Annotated in this window: 24 protein-coding genes and 1 pseudogene; 13 read left to right on the top strand and 12 right to left on the bottom strand. The window is 68.5% G+C overall.

Features of this window, described 5'->3' with window-relative positions; all coding sequences use genetic code 11:
- The first annotated feature begins 1 nt into the window (after position 1).
- Genes HGB39_RS27690 through HGB39_RS27700 form a run of 3 tightly spaced genes read left to right on the top strand, consistent with a single transcriptional unit; the run spans position 2 to position 2,803 of the window.
- Entirely contained in the window at positions 2–1,771 is a 1,770-nt protein-coding gene (locus tag HGB39_RS27690; protein ID WP_043787107.1) for an alpha/beta hydrolase, read from the top strand.
- Positions 1,768–2,412 carry a CPBP family intramembrane glutamic endopeptidase gene (locus tag HGB39_RS27695; RefSeq protein ID WP_064080085.1) on the top strand — a complete coding sequence of 215 codons (645 nt, stop codon included), beginning with the start codon at positions 1,768–1,770 and terminating at the stop codon, positions 2,410–2,412. Before HGB39_RS27690 ends, HGB39_RS27695 begins: the two co-directional genes overlap by 4 nt.
- 4 nt (positions 2,413–2,416) lie before the next feature.
- Positions 2,417–2,803, top strand: a complete 387-nt coding sequence (locus tag HGB39_RS27700; RefSeq protein ID WP_005244380.1) for a sterol carrier family protein — start codon at positions 2,417–2,419, stop codon at positions 2,801–2,803.
- Here HGB39_RS27700 and HGB39_RS27705 read toward each other — a convergent pair.
- Positions 2,804–3,759: pseudogene (locus HGB39_RS27705) on the bottom strand (class I SAM-dependent methyltransferase).
- A 173-nt stretch (positions 3,760–3,932) separates the two neighbouring features.
- Here HGB39_RS27705 and purF point away from each other — a divergent pair.
- Together purF and purM are read left to right on the top strand one after the other, a co-directional pair.
- Positions 3,933–5,516 carry an amidophosphoribosyltransferase gene (gene purF / locus HGB39_RS27710; protein WP_005254820.1) on the top strand — a complete coding sequence of 528 codons (1,584 nt, stop codon included), beginning with the start codon at positions 3,933–3,935 and terminating at the stop codon, positions 5,514–5,516.
- A 120-nt stretch (positions 5,517–5,636) separates the two neighbouring features.
- Positions 5,637–6,716, top strand: a complete 1,080-nt coding sequence (purM, locus tag HGB39_RS27715; RefSeq protein ID WP_005244377.1) for a phosphoribosylformylglycinamidine cyclo-ligase — start codon at positions 5,637–5,639, stop codon at positions 6,714–6,716.
- 111 nt (positions 6,717–6,827) lie between these two features.
- Here purM and HGB39_RS27720 read toward each other — a convergent pair whose 3' ends face one another.
- The 4 genes from HGB39_RS27720 to ygfZ form a co-directional block, all read right to left on the bottom strand.
- Entirely contained in the window at positions 6,828–7,028 is a 201-nt protein-coding gene (locus HGB39_RS27720; RefSeq protein ID WP_005244376.1) for a DUF3073 domain-containing protein, read from the bottom strand.
- Between the two features lie 181 nt (positions 7,029–7,209).
- Entirely contained in the window at positions 7,210–8,163 is a 954-nt protein-coding gene (locus HGB39_RS27725) for an asparaginase (protein WP_005561133.1), read from the bottom strand.
- Positions 8,160–8,828, bottom strand: a complete 669-nt coding sequence (locus tag HGB39_RS27730) for an MOSC domain-containing protein (RefSeq protein ID WP_064080086.1) — start codon at positions 8,826–8,828, stop codon at positions 8,160–8,162. Before HGB39_RS27730 ends, HGB39_RS27725 begins: the two co-directional genes overlap by 4 nt.
- Positions 8,825–9,946: a CAF17-like 4Fe-4S cluster assembly/insertion protein YgfZ gene (gene ygfZ / locus HGB39_RS27735; protein WP_064080087.1), complete on the bottom strand. Its 1,122-nt coding sequence runs from the start codon at positions 9,944–9,946 to the stop codon at positions 8,825–8,827. The genes HGB39_RS27730 and ygfZ overlap by 4 nt, the downstream gene beginning before the upstream one ends.
- A gap of 62 nt (positions 9,947–10,008) precedes the next feature.
- Between ygfZ and HGB39_RS27740 the strand changes: the two genes are divergently transcribed.
- The 5 genes from HGB39_RS27740 to cydC all read left to right on the top strand — a co-directional run bounded on the left by HGB39_RS27740 (position 10,009) and on the right by cydC (position 16,938).
- Positions 10,009–10,881, top strand: coding sequence for an aminodeoxychorismate lyase (locus HGB39_RS27740; RefSeq protein ID WP_005567211.1), 873 nt, complete (start codon positions 10,009–10,011; stop codon positions 10,879–10,881).
- A gap of 133 nt (positions 10,882–11,014) precedes the next feature.
- On the top strand, positions 11,015–12,511 hold the full coding sequence (locus tag HGB39_RS27745) for a cytochrome ubiquinol oxidase subunit I (RefSeq protein WP_005567213.1): 1,497 nt from the start codon (positions 11,015–11,017) through the stop codon (positions 12,509–12,511).
- An 11-nt stretch (positions 12,512–12,522) separates the two neighbouring features.
- The gene (gene cydB, locus HGB39_RS27750; protein WP_043790099.1) at positions 12,523–13,560 is read left to right on the top strand and encodes a cytochrome d ubiquinol oxidase subunit II; all 1,038 of its coding nucleotides are present in this window, start codon (positions 12,523–12,525) and stop codon (positions 13,558–13,560) included.
- Positions 13,557–15,269, top strand: coding sequence for a thiol reductant ABC exporter subunit CydD (gene cydD, locus HGB39_RS27755; protein ID WP_005567217.1), 1,713 nt, complete (start codon positions 13,557–13,559; stop codon positions 15,267–15,269). Before cydB ends, cydD begins: the two co-directional genes overlap by 4 nt.
- A complete protein-coding gene (gene cydC, locus HGB39_RS27760; RefSeq protein ID WP_064080088.1) occupies positions 15,259–16,938 on the top strand; it encodes a thiol reductant ABC exporter subunit CydC in 1,680 nt (559 codons plus the stop codon). The genes cydD and cydC overlap by 11 nt, the downstream gene beginning before the upstream one ends.
- Positions 16,939–17,180: 242 nt before the next feature.
- Here cydC and HGB39_RS27765 read toward each other — a convergent pair whose 3' ends face one another.
- Both HGB39_RS27765 and HGB39_RS27770 read right to left on the bottom strand, forming a co-directional pair.
- On the bottom strand, positions 17,181–18,290 hold the full coding sequence (locus HGB39_RS27765) for a type IV toxin-antitoxin system AbiEi family antitoxin domain-containing protein (protein WP_005573167.1): 1,110 nt from the start codon (positions 18,288–18,290) through the stop codon (positions 17,181–17,183).
- An 86-nt stretch (positions 18,291–18,376) separates the two neighbouring features.
- Complete coding sequence (locus HGB39_RS27770) at positions 18,377–19,018, bottom strand: heme-binding beta-barrel domain-containing protein (protein WP_005254810.1); 642 nt, start codon at positions 19,016–19,018, stop codon at positions 18,377–18,379.
- Between the two features lie 323 nt (positions 19,019–19,341).
- On the opposite strand from HGB39_RS27770, the gene HGB39_RS27775 reads away from it, so the two are divergent.
- Complete coding sequence (locus tag HGB39_RS27775) at positions 19,342–20,649, top strand: cutinase family protein (RefSeq protein WP_064080089.1); 1,308 nt, start codon at positions 19,342–19,344, stop codon at positions 20,647–20,649.
- Between the two features lie 67 nt (positions 20,650–20,716).
- On the opposite strand, the gene HGB39_RS27780 is transcribed toward HGB39_RS27775, so the two are convergent.
- The 5 genes from HGB39_RS27780 to HGB39_RS27800 all read right to left on the bottom strand — a co-directional run bounded on the left by HGB39_RS27780 (position 20,717) and on the right by HGB39_RS27800 (position 23,872).
- The gene (locus tag HGB39_RS27780; RefSeq protein WP_005244353.1) at positions 20,717–21,022 is read right to left on the bottom strand and encodes a DUF1416 domain-containing protein; all 306 of its coding nucleotides are present in this window, start codon (positions 21,020–21,022) and stop codon (positions 20,717–20,719) included.
- A gap of 3 nt (positions 21,023–21,025) precedes the next feature.
- The gene (locus tag HGB39_RS27785; RefSeq protein WP_005254807.1) at positions 21,026–21,862 is read right to left on the bottom strand and encodes a sulfurtransferase; all 837 of its coding nucleotides are present in this window, start codon (positions 21,860–21,862) and stop codon (positions 21,026–21,028) included.
- Positions 21,863–21,929: 67 nt separating this feature from the next.
- Complete coding sequence (locus HGB39_RS27790) at positions 21,930–22,382, bottom strand: DUF4395 domain-containing protein (protein ID WP_005573169.1); 453 nt, start codon at positions 22,380–22,382, stop codon at positions 21,930–21,932.
- A gap of 237 nt (positions 22,383–22,619) precedes the next feature.
- Entirely contained in the window at positions 22,620–23,096 is a 477-nt protein-coding gene (locus HGB39_RS27795) for a thioredoxin family protein (RefSeq protein WP_005254805.1), read from the bottom strand.
- On the bottom strand, positions 23,093–23,872 hold the full coding sequence (locus HGB39_RS27800) for an LmeA family phospholipid-binding protein (RefSeq protein WP_005573170.1): 780 nt from the start codon (positions 23,870–23,872) through the stop codon (positions 23,093–23,095). Before HGB39_RS27800 ends, HGB39_RS27795 begins: the two co-directional genes overlap by 4 nt.
- A gap of 208 nt (positions 23,873–24,080) precedes the next feature.
- Here HGB39_RS27800 and HGB39_RS27805 point away from each other — a divergent pair, with 208 nt between their 5' ends.
- On the top strand, positions 24,081–24,839 hold the full coding sequence (locus HGB39_RS27805) for a winged helix-turn-helix transcriptional regulator (protein ID WP_005254803.1): 759 nt from the start codon (positions 24,081–24,083) through the stop codon (positions 24,837–24,839).
- Positions 24,836–25,753, top strand: coding sequence for a mycothiol synthase (gene mshD, locus HGB39_RS27810; protein WP_005573173.1), 918 nt, complete (start codon positions 24,836–24,838; stop codon positions 25,751–25,753). The genes HGB39_RS27805 and mshD overlap by 4 nt, the downstream gene beginning before the upstream one ends.
- Positions 25,754–25,883: the final 130 nt, after the last annotated feature.

Below are 25,883 nucleotides of genomic sequence, written 5' to 3' on the forward strand. Positions count from 1 at the left end.
AATGGTCGAATCGGGGGCATTGGAGAGGGTTGACAGGGGGCCGCGGGAACTCTCGCGGCTGGTTGATCCTGCACTCCTCCACGGTCCCCGACTCGACCGGACCTGGCGTTTCCTTCGGCTCGATTTCACCGGCATCGCGTTCGCGACGCTATTCTTCTGCTGGTCGCTGACGCCGTCGCTGCTGCCCCGCGACTGGCTGTTCCAGGGGCTGATCGGCGGCATCAACGCTGCGATCGGTTACACGGTGGGAACGGCGATCGGCTGGCTGGTGCGTCGCTACTTCCTGCGGCACCGGTCGTGGTGGCCGTTGCCGGAACCCTGGTCCACCGGTCTGCGCGTCGTCGTGACGGTGACGTGCGTGGTCGTGAGCCTCGTGATGCTCGCGTACTCCGCGGCATGGCAGCGTGAGCTCGCCGCGCTGATGGGGGCAGAGGGCACCACCACCACCGGCTACATCCGCACGGGCGGTCTGAGTCTGCTCGTGGGCGCCGCGATCATCTCGGTGTGGCGGCTGCTGCGCGAACTGGTGCGGTGGATCGCGGGACGACTCATCCGGCGGTGGCACCTCGCGATCCCGACCGCCACCACCGTCGGCATCCTCATCGTGACGGTGCTGTTCTTCCTGCTCGTCGACGGTGTTCTGATGCGCGGCGTCTACGCCGCCACGAATGCGGCGTTCAGCCTGCAGAATTCGACCACCCGCGACAGCGTCGAGCAACCACTCGACCCGGAGAAGTCCGGCAGCCCCGAGTCGCTGGCACCCTGGGACACCCTCGGGTACGAGGGCCGGAACTTCGTGTCCCGAGGGCTCGACGCCGACGAACTCACGGCAGCCAACGGCACACCGGCCAAGGACCCCATCCGGGTCTACGCCGGACTCGAGACCGCCGAGGACCCGGACGCGCGCATGGACGTCGTCATCGACGAACTCGAGCGGACCGGCGCGTTCCAGCGAAAGGTCCTCGTCGTCATCCCCACCACCGGCACCGGTTGGGTCAATCCGACTGCGGCGCAAGCGATCGAGTTGGTCCATAACGGTGACACGGCATTGGTCGCCAGCCAGTACTCGTTCCTGCCGAGTTGGATCTCGTTCCTCGCCGACCGTGAGAAGGCCGCGGAGGCGGGGAAGAAACTGATCGACCGCGTGCACGAGCGGTGGTTGCAGGAACCCGAGGCGACGCGACCCAAGCTGCTCGTCTACGGCGAAAGTCTCGGCACCCAGGCGGGGGAGGGTGCCTTCGGCACGCTGAGCGACATCCGGCAGACCGTCGACGGCGTGTTGTGGGTCGGACCGCCCAACTCGAACCGCCTGTGGGGGCAGCTGATCCAGCGTCGCGATCCCGGCACTCCCGAGGTCGACCCCGAGTACTCGGCAGGTCTGGTGGTGCGGTTCGCCGACGACTCCGCCGACATGGTCGACGACACCGGCGAGTGGTTGTCGCCGCGCATCCTGTACGTCCAGCACCCGTCGGATCCCGTCGTGTGGTGGTCGCCCGACCTCGCGTTCACCCGGCCCGACTGGTTGAAGGAACCACCGGGCGAGGATCGTTCGCCGTCCATGAAGTGGTTTCCGTTCGTGACGTTCTGGCAGGTGTCCGCCGACCTCACCAACGCCGCAGGCGTGCCGGATGGGCACGGCCACAATTACGGGACACTCGTCCTCGACGGCTGGATCACGGTCGCCCAGCCCGAGGGGTGGACGCCCGTCGACACCGAACGCGTCCGGTCCACTCTCGAATCCCTTGCCGGGACAGAGGGTCCGGAGAAGTGAGCAGGCTCGCCTCCGTTGCCGGTGCGGCGGCGGCCGTGCTGTGGAACAACGTGGTGTTGCCCGGTTCGGGGCTCGGCCCGTACGGGCGGGCCGTCGCGGGAGGTGCGCTCGGACTGTCGGTCGTGGGAGCAGCGCGCGCCGCGGGGTACGGCGTCGACGAACTCGGCCTGTCCGCGTCGAAGGCCCGGTCCGGGCTGCGATACGGCGCCCTGGCATCGGTGGTCCCGCTCGCCGGATACACGATCACGCTGAGCGTGCCCACACTGCGCAGGCGTGTGCCGGCGGGCGACGGCGTCACCGATTTCGCCGGCTGGGTGGGGTTCCGGATCCCGGTGGGGACCGTGGCGCACGAGGAACTGCTGTTCCGCAGCGTCCTGTCCGCGATGCTGCGACGGGCCTGGCCGCCCCCGACGGCCTACGTTCTGCACGCCGCAACGTTCGGGCTGTGGCACGTGCGCGCTGCCCGGATCGCCGGTGACCGCGTCACCGCGAGCGTTCTGCTCACCGGGTCCGCCGCGTGGCTGTTCGAGTGGTTGCGTCGACGCAGCGGCAGCGTCGTAGCCCCTGCACTGCTGCACCTTTCGGTCAATGTCGGTGGGGCGGTGGCCGCCGAGGTCGCGCGGGCCCGCACAGTAGATTGAGCGTATGCCGTCGCGCCGAGCCGTAGATCCCGCCGAACTGAGGGCCGCCGTACTCGAGGTCGGTCCGTGGCTGCGCGGCGATTCGGAGGAGAAACCGTCCCGCACCCAGCTGGCCGCGGCGGTCCGGCTCAGCGCGCGGACGCTCGAGCAGGTCGCGCCCGGTTCGAGCGTGGAGGTGCGGGTTCCGCCGTTCGTCGCGGTCCAGTGCATCGAGGGCCCGCGGCATACCCGCGGCACCCCGCCCAACGTCGTGGAGACCGACCCCCGGACGTGGCTGCTGCTGGTGACGGGACTGCTGGAGTTCGACAGCGCGACCGCCGACGGCGGAGTGTCGGTGTCGGGAAGTCGCGCCGGCGAGATCGCCCATTGGCTGCCGCTGCTACGCGTATAGCTAGCCCAGCCACAACGAGCGGGTGCGCGGCAGGCCGCTCGACCCGTCGTCGGACGGGCGCACGGCCAGTACCTGATGGATCGTCAGCCGGCCCTTCTCCTCGAACCCCAGGGCGCTGGCCGCGAGGTACAGCAACCAGGTGCGGGTCCGCTCCGCGCCGGCGAGCCGGATCGCGTCGTCCCAGGAGTCGCGCAGTCTGCCCACCCACGCCCGCAGCGTGAGTACGTAGTGCTCCCGGAGGGCCTCGACGTCGCGCACCTCGAGTCCGGCGCGCTGGAACGCGTCGATCGTTCTGCTCAGCGGCAGCACCTCGCCGTCCGGGAAGATGTAGTTCTCGATCAACCCCGACGAGTTGCCGGTGCCGGTCAGCGACCGGACCGAGGCGATGGCGTGGTTGAGCTCCCGATCGCACCGGGGTCGCCGGATCGCTGGTCCCAGTACCCGCAGGAGTAGACCATCGTCGGCCCGAGGAACAGGCAGTAGAAATCGTTGCCGACGTCGTAGTGATGTGAGACCGAGGACGCGTCGCGCGCCTTGCTGTGCTTGGGACCGCGGCGCCGGGCCACCTCCACCGACGGCGGTGCCGGACGGAGGCCGAGGCCCCCGAGCCGGACGAACGTCGACAGCGACTTCAGGATGGTGCCGCGGTCGGATCCGCGGACGCCGAGTGTCCCCAGCCGGTCGACGAGATCCGGAAGCGTCAGCAGCCGGAAGACGTCGCCCTCGATCTCGAGGTCACCGGACACGTAGGCGCGGACGAGACCGAGTTCGTTCGGCGACCACAGCACCCGCCGGATGGCCCGGCGGTTGCGGAAGACGATGGTGACGTCCGAGTCGGGGCCGGCCTCCGAGCCGTCCCAGCAGCGAACGTGCACGGGAATGGGGATGCCCATCGCACCTTCGAACGCGCTCAGCAGGCGTTCTGCGGCGGTCGGGGCCGTGCTGCGGACGTCCATCGGAAAAGCCCCCGCTCTGTGGTTCGAGGACGCTGATCGATACCGAAACCAACCTATTTCCGGCTGTCCGTCCGGGAGTCGGGCCGGTTCGATCGGCACCGTGGGGGAAGCGACGGCGCAGGGCACGTAGACTGACCTTGCCCCTCACACGCCCATCCCCAGGGAGCACCCCGGTGACCAGAGCCGATCTGTCGGTCCACAGTCCTAATCTTCTCTCTTCGAACCCGTCCGACGAGGACGAGAACGAGCCCCGCGAGGAATGCGGAGTCTTCGGCGTCTGGGCGCCGGGAGAGGATGTGGCGAAACTCACCTACTACGGACTTTATGCTCTGCAACACCGTGGGCAGGAAGCGGCGGGCATCGCCGTCGCCGACGGTTCGCAGGTGCTGGTCTTCAAGGATCTCGGGTTGGTCAGCCAGGTGTTCGACGAGCAGACCCTGGCAGCGATGCCGGGCCACGTCGCCGTCGGCCACTGTCGCTACTCCACCACGGGATCGACCACGTGGGAGAACGCGCAGCCGATCTTCCGGACCACCGCCGCGGGCAGCGGCATCGCCCTCGGGCACAACGGCAACCTCGTCAACACGGCGGAGCTGGCGCAGCGCGCCCGTGAAGCCGGACTGGTCAACGACAAGCGTCCCGGCGGCGCCACGTCCGACTCGGACGTCGTCGGCGCCCTCCTCGCGCACGCCGCCGCCGACAGCACCATCGAGCAGGCAGCCATGAAGCTCCTGCCGACACTGCGCGGCGCGTTCTGCCTCACCTTCATGGACGAGCACACGCTCTACGCGGCCCGCGACCCGCACGGGATCCGCCCGCTGTGCCTCGGACGCCTGGACCGCGGCTGGGTCGTCGCCAGCGAGACGGCCGCACTCGACATCGTCGGCGCGTCCTTCGTCCGCGACATCGAGCCCGGCGAACTGCTCGCCATCGACGCCGACGGCGTCCGCTCCTCCCGCTTCGCGAACCCCGAGCCCAAGGGCTGCGTGTTCGAGTACGTGTACCTGGCTCGTCCGGACAGTGTCATCGCCGGACGTTCGGTGCACTCCACCCGCGTCGAGATCGGCCGTCGCCTCGCCACCGAACACCCCGCCGAGGGCGACCTCGTCATCCCGGTCCCCGAATCGGGCACTCCGGCCGCGGTCGGTTACGCGCAGGGGTCGGGCATTCCGTACGGCCAGGGTCTGATGAAGAACGCCTACGTGGGCCGCACCTTCATCCAGCCGTCGCAGACGATCCGCCAGCTCGGTATCCGCCTCAAGCTCAACCCGCTCAAGGAAGTCATCCGCGGCAAGCGCCTCGTGGTGGTGGACGATTCGATCGTCCGCGGCAACACCCAGCGCGCGCTCATCCGGATGCTCCGCGAGGCCGGCGCACTGGAGATCCATGTCCGCATCGCGTCGCCGCCGGTCAAGTGGCCCTGCTTCTACGGCATCGACTTCGCCTCGCCGGCCGAGCTGATCGCCAACGGTGCGGGCGGCGGTGGCGAGCCCGGCAGCTTCGACGAGATGCTCGAAGGGGTGCGCCGTTCCATCGGCGCCGACACCCTCGGCTACATCTCCACCGAAGGCATGATCGCCGCCACCGAGCAGCCTGCGACGCGACTGTGCGCGGCCTGCTTCGACGGCACGTACCCCATCGCGCTCCCCACGGAGACGTCGATCGGAAAGAACGTTCTCGAGGGAATGCTCGAGAGCGCGGCAGGCGGTCCCGCGACGCGGGAGAACGACAACGCGAACGCCCTCAGTCGGCCGTAGGCCGGTACATCGGGATCCGGCCGGAGAACGTACTCCGGTACCGTAAGGACGCAATCACAGCACTCGATTGCCCGACCGACACGATTTTGACGAGCAACAGAAGGCTGGAGTAACAACCACATGACCGAGGATCCGACAAGTCGCCCTGGCGCGTCCTACGCCGCCGCAGGAGTGGACATCGCCGCAGGCGATCGGGCGGTGGAACTCTTCGCTCCCTTGGCCAAGCGCGCCAGCCGTCCCGAGGTTCTCGGTGGTCTCGGTGGATTCGCGGGTCTGTTCTCGCTCAAGGGTGACTACAAGGAACCGCTGCTCGCGGCGTCCACGGACGGTGTGGGCACCAAGCTCGCCGTCGCTCAGGCACTCGACAAGCACGACACCGTGGGCCTCGACCTGGTCGCGATGGTCGTCGACGACCTCGTCGTCTGCGGTGCCGAGCCACTGTTCCTGCAGGACTACATCGCCGTCGGGCGAGTCGTCCCGGAGCGTGTCGCCGAACTCGTCAGCGGTATCGCCGAAGGCTGCATCCAGGCCGGGTGCGCGCTGCTCGGTGGCGAGACGGCGGAGCACCCCGGTGTGATGGCGGACGGCGACTACGACTTGTCCGCGACCGGCGTCGGTGTGGTCGAAGCCGACCAGGTGCTGGGGCCCGACCGGGTCCGTCCCGGCGACGTCGTGATCGCCATGGGTTCGTCCGGACTGCATTCCAACGGTTACTCGCTGGCCCGCAAGGTCCTGCTCGAGATCGACCACATGAGCCTGACGGCGCACGTCGACGAGTTCGGCCGCACCTTGGGCGAGGAGATGCTCGAGCCCACGAAGATCTACGCCAAGGACTGCCTGGCCCTCGCCGCCGAGACGGACGTGCGCACGTTCTGCCACGTCACCGGCGGTGGACTGGCCAACAACCTCGCCCGGGTCATGCCGAAGGGGCTGGTCGCCGAACTCGACCGCGGTACCTGGAGCCCCGCTCCGATCTTCGCGATGATCGCGCAGCGCGGACGCGTGGAGCGGGCCGAGATGGAGCAGACGTTCAACATGGGCGTCGGCATGGTCGCGATCGTGGCGCCCGAGGACGTCGATCGTGCCCTGGCCGTCCTGACGGCGCGCCACATCGACTGCTGGACGCTGGGCAGCATCAAGAAGTCGCACGACGTGTCGGCCGAGCGCGCAATTCTCGCCGGCGATCACCCGAGGTTCTAGGGTCGGTCGCCGTCTGTCGGAACGGGGCGAGCTAGTGGCCCCGACCGGCTGAAGATGTGGAAATGAGGGGGAGCCGGTGTCGGCTCCCCCTCATTTCGTTGTCTTCAGATCTCAGCGCCGCCAGTCGTCGTCGTCCTCCCGGGAGTGACCCTCCCTGTCGGCACGCTGGTCAGCGAAGACCTCGTCCCGATGCGAGTTGGACGACCCACCTGAGAGCTCTCGTTGCAGGCTGTCAAAATCCGTGGTCGGTACGCTGTACTTCAGCTCGCGTGCAACCTTGGTCTGCTTTGCCTTAGCCCGGCCGCGGCCCATGGCTGACCCCCTCGCGCTTTCGCGGGGCGGCCTGGGGAATTTGGCGGCCCCGTTTGAGTGTGTAAGTTCCTGCCCCACACTCTAGCGTGGAAAAGTCCCTCGCGCTTCCATCCACACCCCGAAGCGGTGTCGGTTTAGTCTCACCGGGCTCGCGAGCTGCCCCGATGCCGGTATTTCGCCTTCAGAAGACTCCCGGAATTGCCCGGACCGTCCCCACTCGGACGCCGCCGCCGAGCACGGGCTGCGATGCGAGGGCCGCCAGATCCTCGGTCCACTCGGCGCCCATCCTGTGGAGAAGTGCTGCGGCGAGGGGTAACCGGGCCCGTTCGTGGCCGTCGTCGATCTTCAGTGCGAACGCCGAGCCGTCGGGAAGCGCGCCGGCGTAGACACCGTCGGCTCCGGCCTTCGTCATCAGCCCGGGCACGACCGGCATCAGGCGCGCGTCGTCCTTGCCGGTGCCCGAGACGAGGTAGGGGTGCTCGCGGACGGCGTCGGCGACGGCGAGCTCGGGGGAGTCGGGCTCGGCGGTGACGAGCCGGGCGAACGCCCGAGCCAGATGCGTCAGCGACAGCGGGACGATCGGCAGCCCGCATCCGTCGATGCCGAGCTCGGCGTCGACGTCGCCGCTGATCGACCCGAGCGTCTCGACGACCGCGAGTTGCAGCGGATGCGTCGGCTCGAGGTAACTGTCCAACGGCCAGTCGTTGGCCAGGCACGTGGCGAGCATCGCGGCGTGCTTGCCGGAGCAGTTCATGTACACCGGGCGGGGGAGCTCACCGGCGGCCAGCAGTTCGGCCCGGGCGAGTTCGTTGGAGGGCAGATCGGCGGGACAGCGGAGCTGGTCCTCGTCGAGGCCGTACCGGGCGAGCAGCCGCTCGACGAGTTCGATGTGGTCCGACTCGCCCTCGTGGGATGCGGTCGCGATCGCGAGCTCTTCGGAACTGGACGGTTCGAAGCCGTTCCGCAGCATCGTCACGGCCTGCCACGGCTTGTTCGACGACCTCGGATAGATCGGCGTGTGCACCTCACCGAGGGTGAGCGCGATCTCGCCGTCCGCGCGGAGGATCACCGCGGAACCGCGGTGGACGCACTCACGGAATCCGGAACGTACGACCTCGACCAGTTCGATGCTCAATACGTGACCTGCACTTCCAGTCCGGCGATCCGTCGGCGGGCCTTGTCCGCGACGGTCGGAGAGAGGTTCTCCTGCTGTTCGAGCAGCGCCACGAACCGTTCCGGGTCGCGGCCGGTGAACAGATCGCGCACGGTGACGCCGTGGCCGGGCACGTGGATGCGCTGGACGGTGTCGCCGGCGGTGACCGACCCCTCCGTCACCACCCGCAGGTACGCGCCCGTGTCGGCGCGTTCGGAGAACCGCTTGACCCATCGGGGCTCGGCGGCCCAGACGCCGAACGTGCCGCACGGCGTCCGCGGGCTGGTCACCTCCAGTTCGGTGGTGCCGATCCGCCACCGCTCGCCGATCACGGCGTCGGTCGCGGCGATCCCGTCGAGACGGAGGTTCTCGCCGAACCATCCCGGGGGCAGTTCGCGGCCGAGCTCCGACGCCCAGCGCTGCGCCTCGTCCTCCTGGTAGGCGTAGACGGCCTTGAACGGGCCCCCGTGGTATTCGGTGTCGCAGACGTGGTCGCCGACCAGTCCGGCGGTCGTGACGCGCACGGGGCCGTCGACCGGCCGCTTGTCGATCGCCGTCCGGGTGACCCGCCGGGTGCCGCTGTCCCGCTCGGTGTGCAGCACGCAGACGGCCAGCACCTCGCCTGCCGTCGCGGTCGCCTCGCTCATCGGCCCCGGAGCCGGTCGACGGCGGCGCGGCCCGCCTGGACCGTGTCGTCCGCGGGCACGGAGTCGGGGTCGATCGACGCGGCGCACGAGCCGACCACCAATTCGGTGTCGGTGGGGATGGACCGTTTGACGAGGGCCAGCGCGATGGGTCCGAGCTCGTGATGGTCGATCACGGTGCCGATCCGTCCGACCGCACGGCCTCCCGCCGTCACCGGGTCGCCCGGTTCGGGCCTGCCCTCGGCGCTGCCGTCGAGGTGCAGCAGGACGAGGTGACGGGGCGGTTTGCCGAGATTGTGGACGCGGGCCACCGTCTCCTGGCCGCGGTAGCAGCCCTTCTCCAGGTGGACGGCGCCGTGCTCGGCGGGACCGCCGATCCAGCGGACCTCGTGCGGGATGGTGCGGTCGTCGGTGTCGAGTCCGATCCGGGGCCGTGCGGCGGCCACCCGGAGTGCCTCGAACGCCCACGTTCCCGCGGGAGCGGCGCCGGCGGCGGTGAGCCGGCCCCACCACGTCGCGAGTCCTTCCCGCGGGATCAGCAGGTCGAAGGACTCGGCGGTCGGCCACGGCATGCGGCGGACGAACCCGCCCCCGGGCACCGCGGCGGCGGCATACGGCTCGGCGGGTGCCACGACACCGGCTGCGTCGAGGACCGTCACGGCGACGGGGCCGATCACACTGAGGACCGCGAGCTCGTTGCCCTCGCGGGGCTCGGCCTTGGACCAGAACACCATCTTGGTGAGGAACGACAGGAGGTCGGGTCCGCGGTCGGCCTCGGTGTCGATCCAGGTGACGCCGTCCAGATCGGTCTGGACGAAGTGGTGCTCGACGCGGCCGTTGACGTCGAGGCTGAGGTTCTCGGCGCTCCCGCCGTCGGGGAGCGCGGCGACGTGCTGGCTCGAGATGGTGTGCAGCCAGGTGAGTCGTTCGGGTCCGCTGATCGCGATGACGAACCGGTGGGAACGGTCGACGACCACCGCGGAACGTTCGGCATTGCGTTGTTCGCCGAGTGGATCGCCGTGATGCCAGGCGACGCCGGCGTCGGGAGAGCCTTCGGGCGCAGGGACCGCGCCCGGGGCCGTGAGGAGTGGACTGGGTGAGACGGGCAGTTTGTCGACCACGAACCCAGTCTAGGGACCATGGACCACAGGTGGCGGTCAGCAGGGTCGATAGGCTGGGTGTCATGTCTGATCGAGTGCTGGTGACACTGGACCACGAGGTGCGGGACGCGGATGCCCCGCTGCTGCACGCGGACGATCTGGCGGTGGTGCGCGGCGACGGTGTCTTCGAGACCCTGTTGGTGCGCGGCGGTCGCGCCCTGAAGATCGAGCCCCACCTCGCCCGTCTCGTCGCGTCGGCGCGCGCCCTCGGATTGCCCATTCAGGACCTGGACGAGTGGCGCCTGGCCCTCGAGCTGGCCGTCGAGGAGTGGGGGTCGGAGCGGGAGGGCGCGATGCGACTCGTGCTCAGCCGCGGCCGGGAGTCCGGTGGCGACGCGACCGCCTTCGTCACCGTCGGGCCGGTGTCCGAGCGGATTCGGGAGGCACGACGCGACGGGGTGTCGGTACTCACACTGGCCCGCGGCTATTCGGTGGATCTGTCGGCGAGTGCGCCGTGGCAGCTGCTCGGGGCGAAGACCTTGTCGTATGCGACGAACATGGCGGCGCTGCGGTATGCGGCGACACTCGGCGCCGACGATGTGATCTTCGTCAGCAGTGAGGGCAATGTGTTGGAAGGGCCACGTTCCACGGTGGTCATCGCCCGCGACAGGCACCTCCTCACGCCGCCGCCGGAGCACGGAATCCTGCCCGGAACGACGCAGCAGGCGCTGTACGAGGTGGCGTCCGGCAAGGGGTTTCGCTGTGAGTACGCGGCGCTGCGTCCGGCGGATCTCATTACGGCGGAAGGTGTTTGGCTCATCTCCAGCGTCACCATGGCCGCGCGCGTGCGCAAGATCGACGGCCTTGCCCTGCCCGACGCACCGCTCGCCGACGAGATCGTCGAGCTGGTCGACCTCGCGGTCGAGACGGCGGGTGCCGAGTCCGCGGAGGCTTGACAGGTCTACTACATTTCGTAGTAGCAAAGTCCTGCGGGGGAAACGACCTCGCAGTACGTTGTTTTCAAGGGTCGGGCGGAAGCCCACGCTCCGGCCCTGAAGCCAGTCCTACGGGCCCAGTTTCGGAGTAGCCATGGATGCCTTGGATGTCTCCCGGTGGCAGTTCGGCATAACCACCGTCTATCACTTCATCCTCGTTCCGCTGACGATCGGGCTCGCCCCGCTGATCGCCGTCATGCAGACGATGTGGGTGGTCACCGGAAAGGACCACTGGTACCGGCTCACCAAGTTCTTCGGGAAGCTCTTTCTGATCAACTTCGCGCTCGGCGTCGCCACCGGCATCGTGCAGGAATTCCAGTTCGGGATGAACTGGAGCGAGTACTCACGCTTCGTCGGTGACGTGTTCGGCGCACCCCTCGCCCTCGAGGGACTGGTCGCCTTCTTCCTCGAGTCGACGTTCCTGGGCCTCTGGATCTTCGGCTGGGGACGGCTGCCCAAGCTCGTCCACCTCGCCACCATCTGGCTCGTCGCGATCGGTGTGAACGCGTCCGCGTACTTCATCATCACCGCCAACTCGTTCATGCAGCACCCGGTCGGGGCCGTGTACAACCCCGAGACCGGGCGCGCGGAACTCACCAGCATCTGGGAACTGCTCACCAACAACACAGCGCTGGCGGCCTTCCCGCACGTCGTGGCCGGAGCGTTCCTCACGGCAGGCACGTTCGTGGCCGGCGTCGGCGGCTGGTGGATGGTGCGCAGCATGCGCAAATCGAAGGAAGCCACCGAACCCGAAGTGGCGAAGAAGCACGAGGAGACCGCCCGGACGATGTTCCGTCCGGTCACCATCCTCGCCCTGTGGGTGATGGTCGCCTCGGGCATCGGACTCGCGATCACCGGCGACATCCAGGGCAAGCTGATGTTCGAACAGCAACCCATGAAGATGGCATCGGCCGAATCACTGTGCCACACCGAAACCGGTGCCGACTTCTCGATCCTCACCGTCGGCACCCAGAACAACTGTGAGAGCATCACCCAGCTCATCAAGATCCCCGGGCTCACCTCGTTCCTGGCGGACGGCACGTTCGACTCCACCATCGAGGGCGTCACCGAGATCCAGGCCCGCTACGAGGAGATGTACGGGCCCGGCAACTACAAGCCCAACCTGTTCGTCACCTACTGGACGTTCCGCGCGATGATCGGCTGGGCCGCCGGGTCGGCGCTGCTCGCCGTGGTCGGTCTGTGGATGACCCGCGGCGGCCGTGTCCCGGACAAGAAGTGGTTCGGCTGGTTGTCGATCGCCGTCATCCCGACACCGTTCCTCGGGAACAGCGCGGGCTGGGTCTTCACCGAGATGGGCCGCCAACCGTGGGTCGTGGCACCCAACCCGACCGGTGTCGACATGATCAGACTGACTGTCGACCAGGGCGTCTCGAATCACTCCCCGTGGACCGTCTGGGTCTCGCTCATCACGTTCACGGTGGTCTACGGGGCGCTGGCCGTCGTGTGGTTCACGCTGATCCGCCGCTACACGGTCGAGGGACCACTCGAACACGACGCGCATCCACCGGGTGACGACCACGACGAGCCCGAAGAACCGGGCAAGCCCGAGCAACTCTCGTTCGCGTACTAGGGGAGACGGTCATGGGACTTCAAGAAGTGTGGTTCATCCTGATCGCGGTGCTCTTCATCGGGTACTTCGTCCTCGAGGGATTCGATTTCGGTGTCGGCATGCTGATGCCGGTGCTGGGCAGGCGCAAGGACCCGAACGGGGACACGCGGCGGCGGGTCGTGCTCAACACCATCGGGCCCGTGTGGGACGGCAACGAGGTATGGCTCATCACCGGTGGCGGCGCGTTGTTCGCCGCGTTCCCGGAGTGGTACGCCACCTTGTTCTCCGGCTTCTATCTGCCGCTGCTGATCATTCTCGTCGCGCTCATCGTCCGGATCTGCGCCATCGAGTACCGCGGCAAGATCGACGACGACACCTGGCGCAGGCGGTGCGACTGGGGCATCGTCTTCGGGTCCTGGGTGCCTGCCGTGCTGTGGGGTGTCGCGTTCGCGAACATCGTGCGGGGCGTCGACATCGACGCCGACAAGCAGGTCACCTCGAGCCTCTTCGATCTGCTCAATCCCTATGCGTTGCTGGGTGGTCTGACGACCGCACTCGTGTTCGCCCTGCACGGCGCGGTGTTCCTCGCCCTGAAGACGGCCGACGAAGTACGCACGGATGCCGTCGAACTGGCGTCCAAGCTGGCGATCCCGGCCGTCCCGGTGGCAGGCGCGTTCGTGCTGTGGACGCAGCTGGCGCACGGCAAGGGCTGGACGTGGATCCTCGTCGCGATCGCCGCCGCCGCACTCCTCGGGGTGGTCGCGTTCACCCGCGCCGAGCGTGAGGGCTGGGCGTTCCTGCTCACGTCGATCGCGGTCGTCGCCACCGTGGCCCTGCTGTTCGGCTCGCTGTTCCCCAACGTCATGCCGTCCACGCTGGACGCCGCGTACAACCTGACCATCGACAACGCGTCGTCGAGTCCGTACACGCTGAAGGTGATGACGTGGGCCGCCGCGTTCCTCACTCCGGTGGTGCTGATCTACCAGGGCTGGACGTACTGGGTATTCCGCCAACGGATCTCGACCAAGCACATCCCGCCGTCGATCGGTCTCCCGCTCGAGCGCAGATGAGCACAGTGGTAGGCGACGCACCCCGCCCGGCCGGCGAACGTCCCGGCGGGGCGCGACGCTCCCGGCGCCCCGTCGATCCCCGCCTGTGGCGCTACTCCGCGGCGGCGCGCGGGTATCTCGTCCTCACGGTCGCGCTGTCGATCGTCAACGTCGCGATGGTCATCGTGTCGGCGCTCATGATCGGCCGCGTGCTCGGCGGGGTCATCGTCGACGACGCCACCGACCTCGGGCGGTGGTCCACCGAACTGGTGGTGCTCGCCGGTGCGGTGGGGGTGCGAGTGCTCGGCACCTGGCTGCAGTCCCGGTTCGCGCACCGGTCCGCCACCCGGGTGGTGGCGGAGCTGAAGGGGGAGGTCCTCGGTGTCGCCACCCGCCTGCGACCGCGCGAGCTCGACCCGCGGCGGGACGAGATCGCAACCGTGCTCACCCGCGGAATCGACGGTCTCGTACCGTATCTCACCGGGTATCTGCCGGCGCTGGTCCTCGCGGCGACGCTCACACCGGCGACACTCGCGGTCATCGCGTTTCAGGATCTGACGTCGGCGGCGATCATCTTCGTCACGCTGCCGCTCATCCCGGTCTTCATGATCCTCATCGGCCTGCTCACCAGGGGCAAGGCCGCCAAGACGCTGACCGCGATGACCACGCTGTCGTCCCAGCTGCTCGACCTCCTGGCCGGCCTGCCCACACTCCGCGCGCTGGGTCGCGAACAGGGGCCGGCGACGCGGGTGCGTGAACTCGGCGACGCCCACCGCCGCACCACGATGTCGGCGTTGCGGGTGGCGTTCCTGTCGTCGATGGTGCTGGAACTGCTGGCCACGCTCTGCGTCGCACTCGTCGCCGTGAGCATCGGACTGCGGCTGGTGTACGGGGGGATGGAACTCGAGGCGGGAATCGTGGCACTGATCCTCGCGCCCGAGGTGTACCTTCCGCTGCGGATGGTCGGAACCCAGTTCCACGCCGCCGAGGACGGAATGGCCGCGGCGAGCCGCGCCTTCGCCGTCATCGATACCGATCGTCCCGACGACGACGACGCCGCCGACGGTGCGGTCGTTGTCGACGCGGCCGGGGCGCGAATCGAATTCGACGGACTCGACGTCCGGTCCCGGCGCGGCCTGGCACCGCACGGACTGACCGGAACCCTCGAACCCGGTGCGGTGACCGTGCTGACCGGACCCAACGGTTCCGGGAAGTCGACTGCGGTGCAGGCACTTCTCGGCCTCGTCGAACCCGAGCACGGCGAGGTGCGGGTGGCGGGCACCGCCGTGAGTGCGCTCGACCGGTCCGCATGGTGGGCGCAGGTGGCGTGGCTTCCGCAGCACCCCGTCCTCGTTCCCGGCACCCTGGACGAGAACCTTCGGCTCATCGGCGAGGTCGTCGACCTCGAACAGGCCTGTGCGGCGACGGGTTTCGACGAGGTTCTCGCCGAACTCCCGGACGGCTGGACCACGCGCGTCGGATCCGGCGGAACGGGACTGTCGCTCGGCCAGCGGCAGCGGCTCGCACTCACTCGCGTGCTGGCCACCCGGCGGCCCGTCCTGGTGCTCGACGAACCCACTGCACACCTCGACGACGCGTCGGAGCGGACCGTGCTCGATTCGCTGCGGAGCCTGGCCGCCGCCGGCCGCACCGTCGTGGTGGTGGGGCACCGGCCGACCGTGCTCGCGGCCGCCGACCGGGTGATCGAGGTGAGCGCCGATGTCGCGTGACCCGCTGATCCGGGCATTGCCGCTCCTCGACCTGCAACCGGGACGGGTAGTGCGGGCCGTCACCGCCGGCGTCGCCACGCTGGGCAGTGCGCTCGCACTCGCGGCGCTGTCGGCGTGGTTGATCACGAGGGCGTGGCAGATGCCGCCCGTCCTGGACCTCAGCGTCGCCGTCGTGGCGGTGCGGGCGCTGGGCATCTCCCGCGGCGTCTTCCGCTACCTCGAGCGGCTGGCCACCCACGACACCGCGCTGCGCGGGACCACGTCCGCCCGCACCCAGCTGTACCAGCGGCTGGCCGACGGCGACCCCGCGGCCGCTGCCGGCCTGCGCCGCGGCGAACTGCTCACCCGCACCGGTGCCGACGTCGACACCCTCGGTGACGTCGTCGTCCGCGCGCTCGTCCCCATCGCCGTGTCCGTCGTCCTGGCCGTGGCCGCCGTCGGCATCCTCGCGGTGATCTCGCCCGCCTCGGCACTCGTGCTCGCGGTGGCGCTCGCGGTGTCGGGGGTCGCGGCGCCCTGGTTGTCCGCGCGGGCCGCCCGCCTGGCCGAGACGTCCGGCGCCGACGCGCGTGCCCGGTTCAGCGAGGACGCCGTCACGGCACTCGATCACGCCGCGGAACTCCGCGTCGCGGGTCGCCTCGACCGGACCGTGTCGCGGGCGGTCCGCTCCGAACACGCCGCGGTCGCGGCCACCGACCGCGCCGCCGCACCCAGCGCGTTCGCGGACGCCGCCACACCACTCGCGGTGGGCGTGAGTGTGATCGCGTCACTGCTCATCGGGATGGGCCTGTACTCGTCGGGGACCATGAGCCCGATGGCGCTCGGCATCCTCGTGCTCCTGCCGCTGTCCGCGTTCGAGGCCACGGTCGCGCTGCCCGCCGCGGCCGTCGCGCTGACCCGGGCCCGGATCGCGTCGCGCCGCATACTCGCCGTGCTCGACGCCGCCGTCGCGGATCCGCACCCCGGCGACCGGGAACTGGACGGGCCCGCCGAGGTCGTCGCGAAGGACCTGCGGTGCGGCTGGCCCGGAGGGCAGGTCACCGCCCCGCTCGACCTCGACCTGCGGCCCGGCTTCCGGGTCGCGATCGTCGGCGGCAGCGGGTCCGGGAAGACGACCACCCTGATGACCCTGGCCGGGTTGCTCCCGCCGGTATCGGGGTCGGTGCGGGTCGACGGACTCGACCTGCACAGCATCAGGTCCGAGGCTCTCCGCCGGAACGTCGGATTCTTCGCGGAGGACGCACACCTCTTCGACACGTCCGTCCTCGAGAATCTGCGGGTGGCGCGCGGCGACCTCCAGGACGCGGAGGCGCTGACCGTCCTGGAGTCCGTCGGGCTCGGCGGATGGGTGTCGGGGCTGCCGGAGGGCGTGCACACGACCCTCGCCGGCGGTGCCAGGGCGGTGTCCGGTGGACAGCGTCGCCGGCTGCTCCTCGCCCGGGCGCTGCTCTCGCCCGCGCGGGTGCTGTTGCTGGACGAACCGACCGAACACCTCGACGCCGACGCGGGCGCCGACCTGCTCCGGCGACTGCTCGCGCGCGACGGCGGACTGGTGTCTGCGCAGCGCACCGTCGTGGTGGTCACCCACCAGCTTCCGGAGGATACCAGCGCTGACCTGGTGATACGAGTGGAGAAAGTTGAGAGCGAAAATGCGTTGCCGACTCCGTGAGTGCGGCGTACTTTCTTCAGTACACGAGGAAGGAGGTGGTCTGAAATTGAATGACAGACGGACACGTGAGGTGGCTGCCAGCTAGCCGCTACCGCTGACGGAATTCACTGACCGCGCGAGCGGCGAGCGAATCCCAGGCAGCTACCCGGCCCCCGAGCCCCCGGTCTGGTCCAGATCGGACCCGGTGCACACGCACCGGAAGGCTCGGGGGCCGTTGTGCGCTCCGCGCCCGTGAGTACTTATCAACCGCCCGACGTTAACAAGTACTCACGGCAGCGCGGGCACGGGTTCGGCCCACTCCAGCCGCCCCGCTCGAGCACCGTCCGCACCTCGGCCGCGACCTCGCACGAGCGCCGCGTCACCTCATCCCAGCCGTAGACCAGCGTCGCCTTGCCGGCGAGTTCCGCCGCGTTGCCGCGACGACGGTCGCGCAGCGCCACCGACCGCGACGAGTGGTACCGCAGTCCGTCCAGGCGCACGAAGAGCGGAACGCCGCTGTCCGAGTAGTCCACGTCCTCGTAGAGGGTTCTTCCGTCGACGAGAACCGGCGACTGTCGTCGGGCGGCCGGTAGTCCGTGCGCGAGTTCGACGTCGACGGCGTACCGGTGCTCGAGAATCGACTGGACCCCGCCGGAGACGAACGTCAGCGCATCGGTGAGAGCCCTGCGGTATCTGCGCGGTGGACGCTGCTCGATCCGTCGGAGCAACTCGTGGACCGGAATGTCGCTGCCGGTGACCGCTGAGACCAGGACCCGTGCGGCCGCCACCGCCGACGGCTCCGCGACGGCGAGATCGACGACGGTGTCGGCCCGGGACGTTCGAGGCGGAAGCGTCGGGACGAGGATGTGGGCGTGCGCCCGGGACCGGTGCACCACGACCCCGGGGTGCAGGAGATCGCCCTCGCGGGGAACGGGACGGTCGGATCGCCGGCCGACCTTCCGATACGTCGGTTCCTGCGGCTCCGCAGACAATCCGTAGGGCACGGTGACGTGAATCGGCCCGTCAGGGTCGACGGGCATCAGCCCCCACTCCTCGGCCGCAGTCCGATGACTGAGGATCGCTCGGGGACCGCCGAACAGCAGCGCCGCCCACAGCCTCATCGGCCGGTCGAGCGGACCGTTCGTGACGGCGTAGACGCCGTGCAGAACCGCCGACCACTGGCCGGACTCCACCATGTGCTGAATTTGCCGGGTCGAGATGCCCAGTCCGCGAAGTTGCCGGGCCGTGACGAGGCCGTGCTGATAGTCGAGGACTGTTTGGAATTCGGGCCGGAAGTCGATCGTCGCAGTCGTCATGGACGCGACGGTGCGGAAGCCGACCGACAGGATTCGGCCGAAACAGGCCGATCTCAACTGCCCTGTGGATGAACCTCAGGTTGTGGATAACCCGAGCCGTGAGTACTTGTTAACCGCCCGCGGTTAATAAGTACTCACGGGCGCTAGCCAACGTAGCGGGACAGCCGCGCGGAGAGGTGGGGACGCAGCTCACCGTCGGCGATGATGCGTTCCTCGACGTAGGCGAGGTCGCCGCCCTCGACGATGCCGTAGAGGCGCTTGGCGCCGCCGACGAGAACACCGGAGGTGCTGCGGATCACGACGTCGGTCGCGAGTTCCCACGACGACTGGGTGAGGGCCTGGCCATAGAACAGTTCGACGATGCCGGAGCTGTGGGCGAGGAGGAGTTCGACGACTTCCTCGTCGGTGCTGCCGGGAATGCCGTCTCCGCTGATCCGCCAGAAGCCGGTCTCGTGGAGGTCGGGGCGCACGTATTCGCCGTCGGCGTCGAGAACCCAGGTCTGGGATTCCCACTTGAGGTAGTTGCCACCGTTGTGGGAGACGATGATCTGCTGCCCGAAGGGGTAGTCGCCTGTGTCGGGGTCGTGGCCTTCCCCTTCACCGCGCCACACACCCACGAGGGGCAGTACTGCGAGGAGTTCGTTGTTCAGATCCGGGCCGAGCCGCAGATTTGCGGTGTCCTCGGGCAGCGGAAGGTCCGGAAGCTGCGGGATGTTCCGCGACGCCGTCGTCTTGGAACGCTCGATGGCGTCCGCGACAGCTGCGTCACCGCTACCACGACGCACGGTGGGGGTGTCCCCAGCGGGCGCGCTCGTAGTCGGGTGCTCGGAAGGCGGATCTGCGCCTGCGTCCGGGTTCTGACTCACGACTCGTCGGTGACCAGGCGGTAGATCGTGTAGAGCGAGAACCACGTGATCAACACGGCGGCAAGGACAAGAAGTACCTCGAAGAAGATAACCACGGGGACATCCTAAACCGAACCCGTCGAACGGTCGAAACGGGAGGCGGCTTACCGTCACTGCGGCTACGGTTTCTCGAAGGCGACCACCCGGTCGGTTCCGAACATTCTCATGCGGTCGTCTCGTCTCCCGTCCCTCCCGGAGGTCCCATGCTTCGATCGAGTACTGCCGTCACCGGTCCGGTGCGGGCCGCGCTCGCGGCGACGGTGCTGCTGCTGACCGCCACCGCGTTCGGTGCTCCCGGCTTTGCCGTCGCCGCGCCCGACACCGGGAGCGCGGGCTCGGGAAGTGCAGATTCGGGAAGTGCCGACACGGACCGTGTCGATCCGAACAACTACGCCGCCGACTGCCCCGACGTGATGATCGTCGCCGTGTCCGGCGCCACCGACTCGACGGAGGACCGCAACCCTCTGGCAGACGAGAACCGTCAGCTCTGGTCGAACTGGGTGGGCAACGTGACGGTGCCGACCGGCGAGGCCAACAAGGACGATCCGGGGACGGTGGGGTGGATGTACGTGCCCTACCCGTCCACGTACGGCCTGGGTCTGCTGCAACCCGTTCCGACATACCAGGATTCGATGGCGGCGGGTGTCGCGTCGACGAACAGGATCCTCGACGAGAACAAGGCGAAGTGCGGCGACGCCACCAAGTACGTGCTGCTCGGATACAGCGTCGGCGCCGAGGTGGTCGAAAGGGTGTCGCGCGAACTCGGCCACCGCGACAGTAATGCTCTGGTTACCGCCGACGACATCGCCGGCGTCGCGTTGATCGGCGACCCGTACCGTCCCGCGGGCACCCCCTCGATGGGCGAACCCGGCCCGCCCGGAGGCGGATTCATGTCGTCGGAGCCGGCCGATTACGGCGCTCTCGACGGCAAGATCACCTACGCCTGCCGCCCCTACGACATCGCGTGCGACGCGCCGCAGGAGATCGCCGTCCTCGAACTGGCGCTCGGGGTGCTGGGACAGATGCACTTCACCCTGCTGAACCCGGGCCAGACGGTCTCCGACTTCGCGAATGCGGTGACGAACATGGCGGCGCGGTCGATCGTGCACATCGTCACCCACGAAGACTGGTTTGCCTCCGACGAGTCCTTCCTGGACGTTCTCCGCAAGGTCGCCGACCGGACCTACGACCCCGACGGCCCGGACCGGAACATGCAGGTGTCTCAGGAGCAGATCGTCGAGGCGCTCAACTGGGCGATGGGTCCCGGTTCGGAGGTCGTGAAGGCGAAGCTCGCGGACGAGGGCCCGGGGTTCGTCGAGGACAACAGGGACGTCTTCGAACTGGTGATCAAGCCGTACATCTTCCTGGGCTTCATCCAGCACCTGTTCTACTGGAACAACAATCCGAACGACCCCTGGTACTGGGAGAGCGAGAAGGTCGTCGACTGGATCACCGCGCTCGCGCAGTCGGAGAAGGACGGCGAGACCATTCCAGCCGCGCCGGGCAAGTAGATCCGGCACGACAGAAGGGCCCCGCTCCGGATCGGAGCGGGGCCCTTCTGGTGTCGTCGGCTGGTGACTACTCGCCGACCGTGACGTCGACGTTGTGCACGCCTGCGCTCGACGGGCTCACCGTCGAGGTGCCGTTGCCGGAGCTGGACAGTGCACGCACGGTCCACTCGCCGGGAGCGGCGAAGAAGCGGAAGTCTCCGGTGCCCGAGGCGACGACCTCGGCGGTGAACTCTCCGCCGCCGTCGAGGAGACGCACGAACGCTCCACCGATCGGCTGTCCGTCAGCGGCGAGAACGCGGCCGGTGATGACCGTTTCCTTCTCGACGTCGACGCCCGCGGGCAGGGTCTGGGTCTGTACAGGTGCTCCACACATGGCTCAGTGAACCTCCAACTCGATGGGTGCGCCGACGAGTGAGCCGTATTCGACCCAGCTGCCGTCGTAGTTCTTGACATCGGACTTGCCGAGGATCTCCTTGAGCACGAACCAGGTGTGGCTGGAGCGCTCGCCGATACGGCAGTACGCGATGGTGGGCTTGGACTCGTCGTAGCCCTTCTCCGAGTACAGCTTCTCCAGGTCGTCGTCCGACTTGAACGTGCCGTCCTCGTTTGCGGTGGTGCTCCACGGGATGTTGATGGCCGTGGGGACGTGTCCACGCTGCTGCGCCTGCTCCTGCGGCAGGTGAGCGGGAGCGAGGATCTTGCCGGAGAACTCGTCGGGCGAACGCACGTCGACGAGGTTCTTGCTGCCGATGGCGTCGATGACCTCGTCGCGGAACGCGCGGATCGACAGGTCGGGGGCCTCGGCCTTGTACTGGGTGGCCTCGCGGGTGACGGTCTCCTTGGAGAGGGGACGCCCGTCGAGCTCCCACTTCTTGCGGCCGCCGTCGATCAGCTTGACGTCCTGGTGGCCGTAGAGCTTGAAGTACCAGTACGCGTACGCCGCGAACCAGTTGTTGTTGCCGCCGTAGAGAACGATGGTGTCGTCGTTGGCGACGCCCTTGGCGGACAGAAGATCGGAGAACTGCTGCTGGTTCAGGAAGTCACGACGGACGCCGTCCTGCAGGTCCTTGCGCCAGTCGAGGCGGATGGCGCCTTCGATGTGGCCGCCGTCGTATGCGCTGGTGTCCTCATCCACCTCGACGAAAACGGTCTTGGGGGCGTTGAGGTTCTGCTCAGCCCAGTCGGCGGAGACTAGGACATCGGAGCGAGCCATGGTGTTCCTTTCGGTGTGTACTTACTTGTGTCGGGTGGATCGTGCAGTGGTTCTCGGTGTGAAATTTTCAGGCCGCGGTGCGGAAGCGTACGACGAGTGGATAGATCTGGCAGCCGAGGCAGATACCGAACGCAGCGTTGAGGAACGCCGCGAACAGGGCGAATGCGGTGGCCACGGCCCCGATGACGCCGGAGCCGGCGAAGAAGCCGACGGTGCCGACGGCGGCGAAGACGAAGCCGACGAGCTGCGCGAAGCGGAGCGGTGCGACCGGTTCGCGTTCACTCCCCGGGGCGAGTCGCGGCGCGACGAGGGTGCCGAAGATCCGGCCGTACGGGCTGCGGCGCGGTCCGGTGGCTGCGCCTGCCGCGAAGACGACCGCTTGCAGCGCCAGCAGAATCCCTGCTGCGACCAGCGAGAACGTCGACACGACGAGCACGGCGACGAGGACTGCGGTGGTGACCCAGGCGGCGAACCGGGGGCCACGAACGTCGACCTGCTCGAGCTCGAGTGTTGTGGACATGAGAAGTGCTCCTGCGTTGAGTCCTGAATGCTTGCCTGGCGCCGAACGGCGACGGAAGACGTCGTCATCGGGGGTTCGATCACGTGCGCGGAATCCGCGGTGTCAGCAGAAAGCGACAGCCCTGGTGATCAGCAACAGGTACAGCAACAAGCCCCGAGGCGGCACAGGTCTACTGTGCGGCGACGGGTGAGCATGAGCTCGTGGCTGGATTGCACGACGACGAGTTTACCCGGTTCTTCAGGAATTTGAAGCCGGGGGCCGGGTGAGGGGTCCCAGCGCGGCCCGCAGGTCGGTCGCGGCGGGCACTCCGGACACCCGGAAGCGTTGCTGCAGGTCGGCGTCGAGAATGAAGGTCGTCGGCAGCGACAGAACGCCGAGTTCCTTGGCGAGAGAGGGATACTCGTCGATGTCGACCTCCACTTCGACGGGCGGCTCCGGCTCGCCGGCGAGGTCCTCGACGACCTGTCCCACCACCCTGCGCACCGCAGCGCAGGGTCCGCACCAGTCGGCGGAGAAGTGGAGAACGGTGGCCCGTCGAGGATGCTCCGGCGACCCCGGCCCGACACCCGCCGCCTCGAGAAGTAGCCGTCGTTGGTCGGTCACGACCGCGGAAGCCTCGCCGGTGCTCCGGACCGTCCCCTGGCGGCGTTGCCAGACGAGCCCGAACACGACGGCGGCGAACAGTGCGATCAGTAACAGTGTGATTCCGGTCATCGGCTCTGCAGTTCGTTCAGGTCGATCGTGACGTTGTTGCCGACGCCCTCGATGACGATCTGCGAGCCTTCCGCGTAGACCTCCGTCGGCTGGACGCCGAACGGGAGTTCCCGGGGGTCGATCGTCCGGGTGAAGAGGCCGAGGATCGCGGGGGCGAGGGGCTCGGGGATGGTGAAGTCGGCGTGGCCTTCGGGCCCGAAGTAGAAGTCGCTGGCGACGATCTTCACCTGACCGCCGTCGAGTACCAGGTCGGCCTGCACGCTGACGGTGGTCTCGATGGGCCCGACGGGGACGGTGCCGGTGAGGACGACGCCGCCCGCGGTCGGCATCCCCGAGCCGCCGGAGCCTCCGGTGCCGTCCGACTTGCTGGCGGGCGGGGCCGAAACCTGCAGGTCGGGGATGTCGAGGAAGCGACCCAGGTCGGTGGCGTCGATGAGCATGCGGCCGGAGAGGTGATCGACCGGGAGGGTCTTCACGGAGCCGTCGACGAGGTTGGACAGCGGCGCGGAGACACCCAGGAGGGTGGACTCGATCGTCACCTCGCCCACGACGTCACTCTGTACTCCCTGGGCGCGGATCTCGATGTTCTCGTACTTTCCGTCCCACGCCTGGGTGAGGAACGGAAAACCGTGAACCGTCACCTCGGGATCCGCGGTGAGCGACGCGCCTGCCCGCAGTTCCCGCGACACCCGGTACTCCGCGTAGGCCGCCGAACCGAAGTCGACGACGAGACCGAGAGCCACGAGGACGACGATTCCGATGATGAGTTTCCGCACGGCCCCATTGTGACGGACGCCGGTCGGGGGAGTGTCGGTGCGACCTCCGCGCCCGTTGCCGGGGGGGTTCGGTGCAACGAACGCCGACGACGGCGCGCTACTCTGTCACCGACAAAAGTGTCGATACCTTCAGTGTCGATCTACCTGGACCGGCGGATGAACCATCCGTCGGCCGGCCGGGTACGACGGCGACGAGATGGGAGGCTGTGTGGAGCTACTGCTTCTTACCTCCGACCCCAACCCCGAGGCAGTGCTGCCTGCCCTCGCCCTGCTGGCACATTCGGTGCGGCCTGCCCCGACGGAGGTGTCCTCTCTCCTGGAAGCGAGCTCCGCCGACATCGCCCTGGTGGATGCGCGCACCGATCTCGCGGCGGCTCGCGGCCTCTGCCGGCTGCTGGGCAGCACGGGTTCCGCGGTTCCCGTGGTGGCGGTCCTCACCGAGGGCGGTCTGGTGGCGGTCAATTCCGACTGGGGCCTCGACGACATCCTGCTCCCGGGCACCGGCCCGGCCGAGGTGGACGCCCGTCTCCGACTGCTGGTCGGACGCTCCGGCGGGGTCGCCAGTCCGGAGGCCTCCGGCAAGATCACGCTGGGCGAACTGGTCATCGACGAGGGCACGTACACGGCGCGTCTGCGCGGACGCCCACTCGACCTCACCTACAAGGAGTTCGAACTCCTCAAATACCTGGCACAGCACGCGGGTCGCGTCTTCACCCGCGCGCAGTTGCTGCAGGAGGTCTGGGGATACGACTTCTTCGGTGGTACCCGCACCGTCGACGTTCACGTGCGTCGTCTGCGCGCCAAGCTGGGCAGCGAGTACGAATCCTTGATCGGTACAGTCCGCAATGTCGGCTACAAGGCCGTCCGTCCCACCCGCAGCAAGTCGGGTGCGCCGGTGCCGCCCGTCGACGACCTCGACGCCGACGATGCGGACTTCGAATCCGCGGAAGGGCCGGCGATCCAGTGAGTGATCCGGTGCAGTCCTGGACTGATCGACTCGACGGCAAGCAGGCCGCGGACGTGTCCGCTCTACTCGAACGCGCGGCGGCAGCGGACGGAACCGCGCCGGTGTCGGAGCAGGGCGTGCACGCCGTGTCCGGCGCCGGTAGCGCCGCTGTCCGTCATCTGGTGGAGACCGACGCCGATCGGATCGTCGGGTACGCGCAGCTGCAGCCGGGGCGCGGGGATCATCCCGCGATGGCTGAACTCGCCGTCGACCCCGAGGCGCGTGGCCGTGGGATCGGTGGCCGGCTGGTCACCGAGGTCCTGTCCGAGGGTGGTCCGGACGCCCGGGTGTGGGCGCACGGAAACCTGCCTGCGGCGCAGGCGGTAGCGCAGCGCCTCGGGTTGACCGGTGCGCGCGAACTTCTGCAGCTCCGGCGTCCGCTCGCCGATGTGGAACTCCCAGAACTTGTTGTGCCGGAAGATATTTCACTCCGCGAGTACCGCGGCGTCGAGGACGATCCCGAGCTGCTGCGGGTCAATGCCGCTGCCTTCGCCTGGCATCCCGAGCAGGGGTCGTGGACCGAACGTGAATTGGCCGAGCGTCGTTCGGAGGCCTGGTTCGATCCGTCCGGACTGTTCATGGCGTTCGCCGCTTCGGACGAGCAGAGACTGCTCGGATTCCACTGGACCAAGGTGCACCCGAAGCAGGGCGACGAGCCGGCCATCGGAGAGGTCTACGTGGTGGCGATCGGCCCCGACGCCCAGGGACGTGGTCTCGGCCGGTTGCTGACGCTCGCCGGACTGCACTACCTGCGTGACCGCGGGCTCGGTGCGGTGCTGCTCTACGTCGAAGGCGACAACGCGTCGGCGCTGCACACCTACGACCGGCTCGGGTTCGAGCGGTTCTATACCGACGTCGCGTACGCGCGCGCCTGAGGCGCTCCTCTACTTCCGCACCGGTTGTTCGTCTCGGAAATGTGGACAAATGCTCGGTCTGTTCACCTTCCGTTCACCGATCGTGGTCCAACTGGACATTAGCTACCCCTAGGTTTCTCCGTGGGCAGCG

The sequence above is a fragment of the Rhodococcus opacus genome (assembly GCF_012396235.1).
GTDB classification, from domain to species: domain Bacteria; phylum Actinomycetota; class Actinomycetes; order Mycobacteriales; family Mycobacteriaceae; genus Rhodococcus_F; species Rhodococcus_F opacus.

Excerpts from the sequence above, each read along its gene's own strand:
- HGB39_RS27700 (WP_005244380.1), top strand. The coding sequence starts at position 2,417 with ATGCCGTCGCGCCGAGCCGTAGATCCCGCCGAACTGAGGGCCGCCGTA.
- cydC (WP_064080088.1), top strand. The coding sequence starts at position 15,259 with ATGTCGCGTGACCCGCTGATCCGGGCATTGCCGCTCCTCGACCTGCAA.
- HGB39_RS27785 (WP_005254807.1), bottom strand. The coding sequence starts at position 21,862 with ATGGCTCGCTCCGATGTCCTAGTCTCCGCCGACTGGGCTGAGCAGAAC.
- HGB39_RS27790 (WP_005573169.1), bottom strand. The coding sequence starts at position 22,382 with ATGTCCACAACACTCGAGCTCGAGCAGGTCGACGTTCGTGGCCCCCGG.
- purM (WP_005244377.1), top strand. The coding sequence starts at position 5,637 with ATGACCGAGGATCCGACAAGTCGCCCTGGCGCGTCCTACGCCGCCGCA.
- HGB39_RS27780 (WP_005244353.1), bottom strand. The coding sequence starts at position 21,022 with ATGTGTGGAGCACCTGTACAGACCCAGACCCTGCCCGCGGGCGTCGAC.
- cydB (WP_043790099.1), top strand. The coding sequence starts at position 12,523 with ATGGGACTTCAAGAAGTGTGGTTCATCCTGATCGCGGTGCTCTTCATC.
- HGB39_RS27775 (WP_064080089.1), top strand. The coding sequence starts at position 19,342 with ATGCTTCGATCGAGTACTGCCGTCACCGGTCCGGTGCGGGCCGCGCTC.
- HGB39_RS27740 (WP_005567211.1), top strand. The coding sequence starts at position 10,009 with ATGTCTGATCGAGTGCTGGTGACACTGGACCACGAGGTGCGGGACGCG.
- HGB39_RS27745 (WP_005567213.1), top strand. The coding sequence starts at position 11,015 with ATGGATGCCTTGGATGTCTCCCGGTGGCAGTTCGGCATAACCACCGTC.
- HGB39_RS27795 (WP_005254805.1), bottom strand. The coding sequence starts at position 23,096 with ATGACCGGAATCACACTGTTACTGATCGCACTGTTCGCCGCCGTCGTG.
- HGB39_RS27730 (WP_064080086.1), bottom strand. The coding sequence starts at position 8,828 with ATGAGCGAGGCGACCGCGACGGCAGGCGAGGTGCTGGCCGTCTGCGTG.
- HGB39_RS27690 (WP_043787107.1), top strand. The coding sequence starts at position 2 with ATGGTCGAATCGGGGGCATTGGAGAGGGTTGACAGGGGGCCGCGGGAA.
- cydD (WP_005567217.1), top strand. The coding sequence starts at position 13,557 with ATGAGCACAGTGGTAGGCGACGCACCCCGCCCGGCCGGCGAACGTCCC.
- HGB39_RS27720 (WP_005244376.1), bottom strand. The coding sequence starts at position 7,028 with ATGGGCCGCGGCCGGGCTAAGGCAAAGCAGACCAAGGTTGCACGCGAG.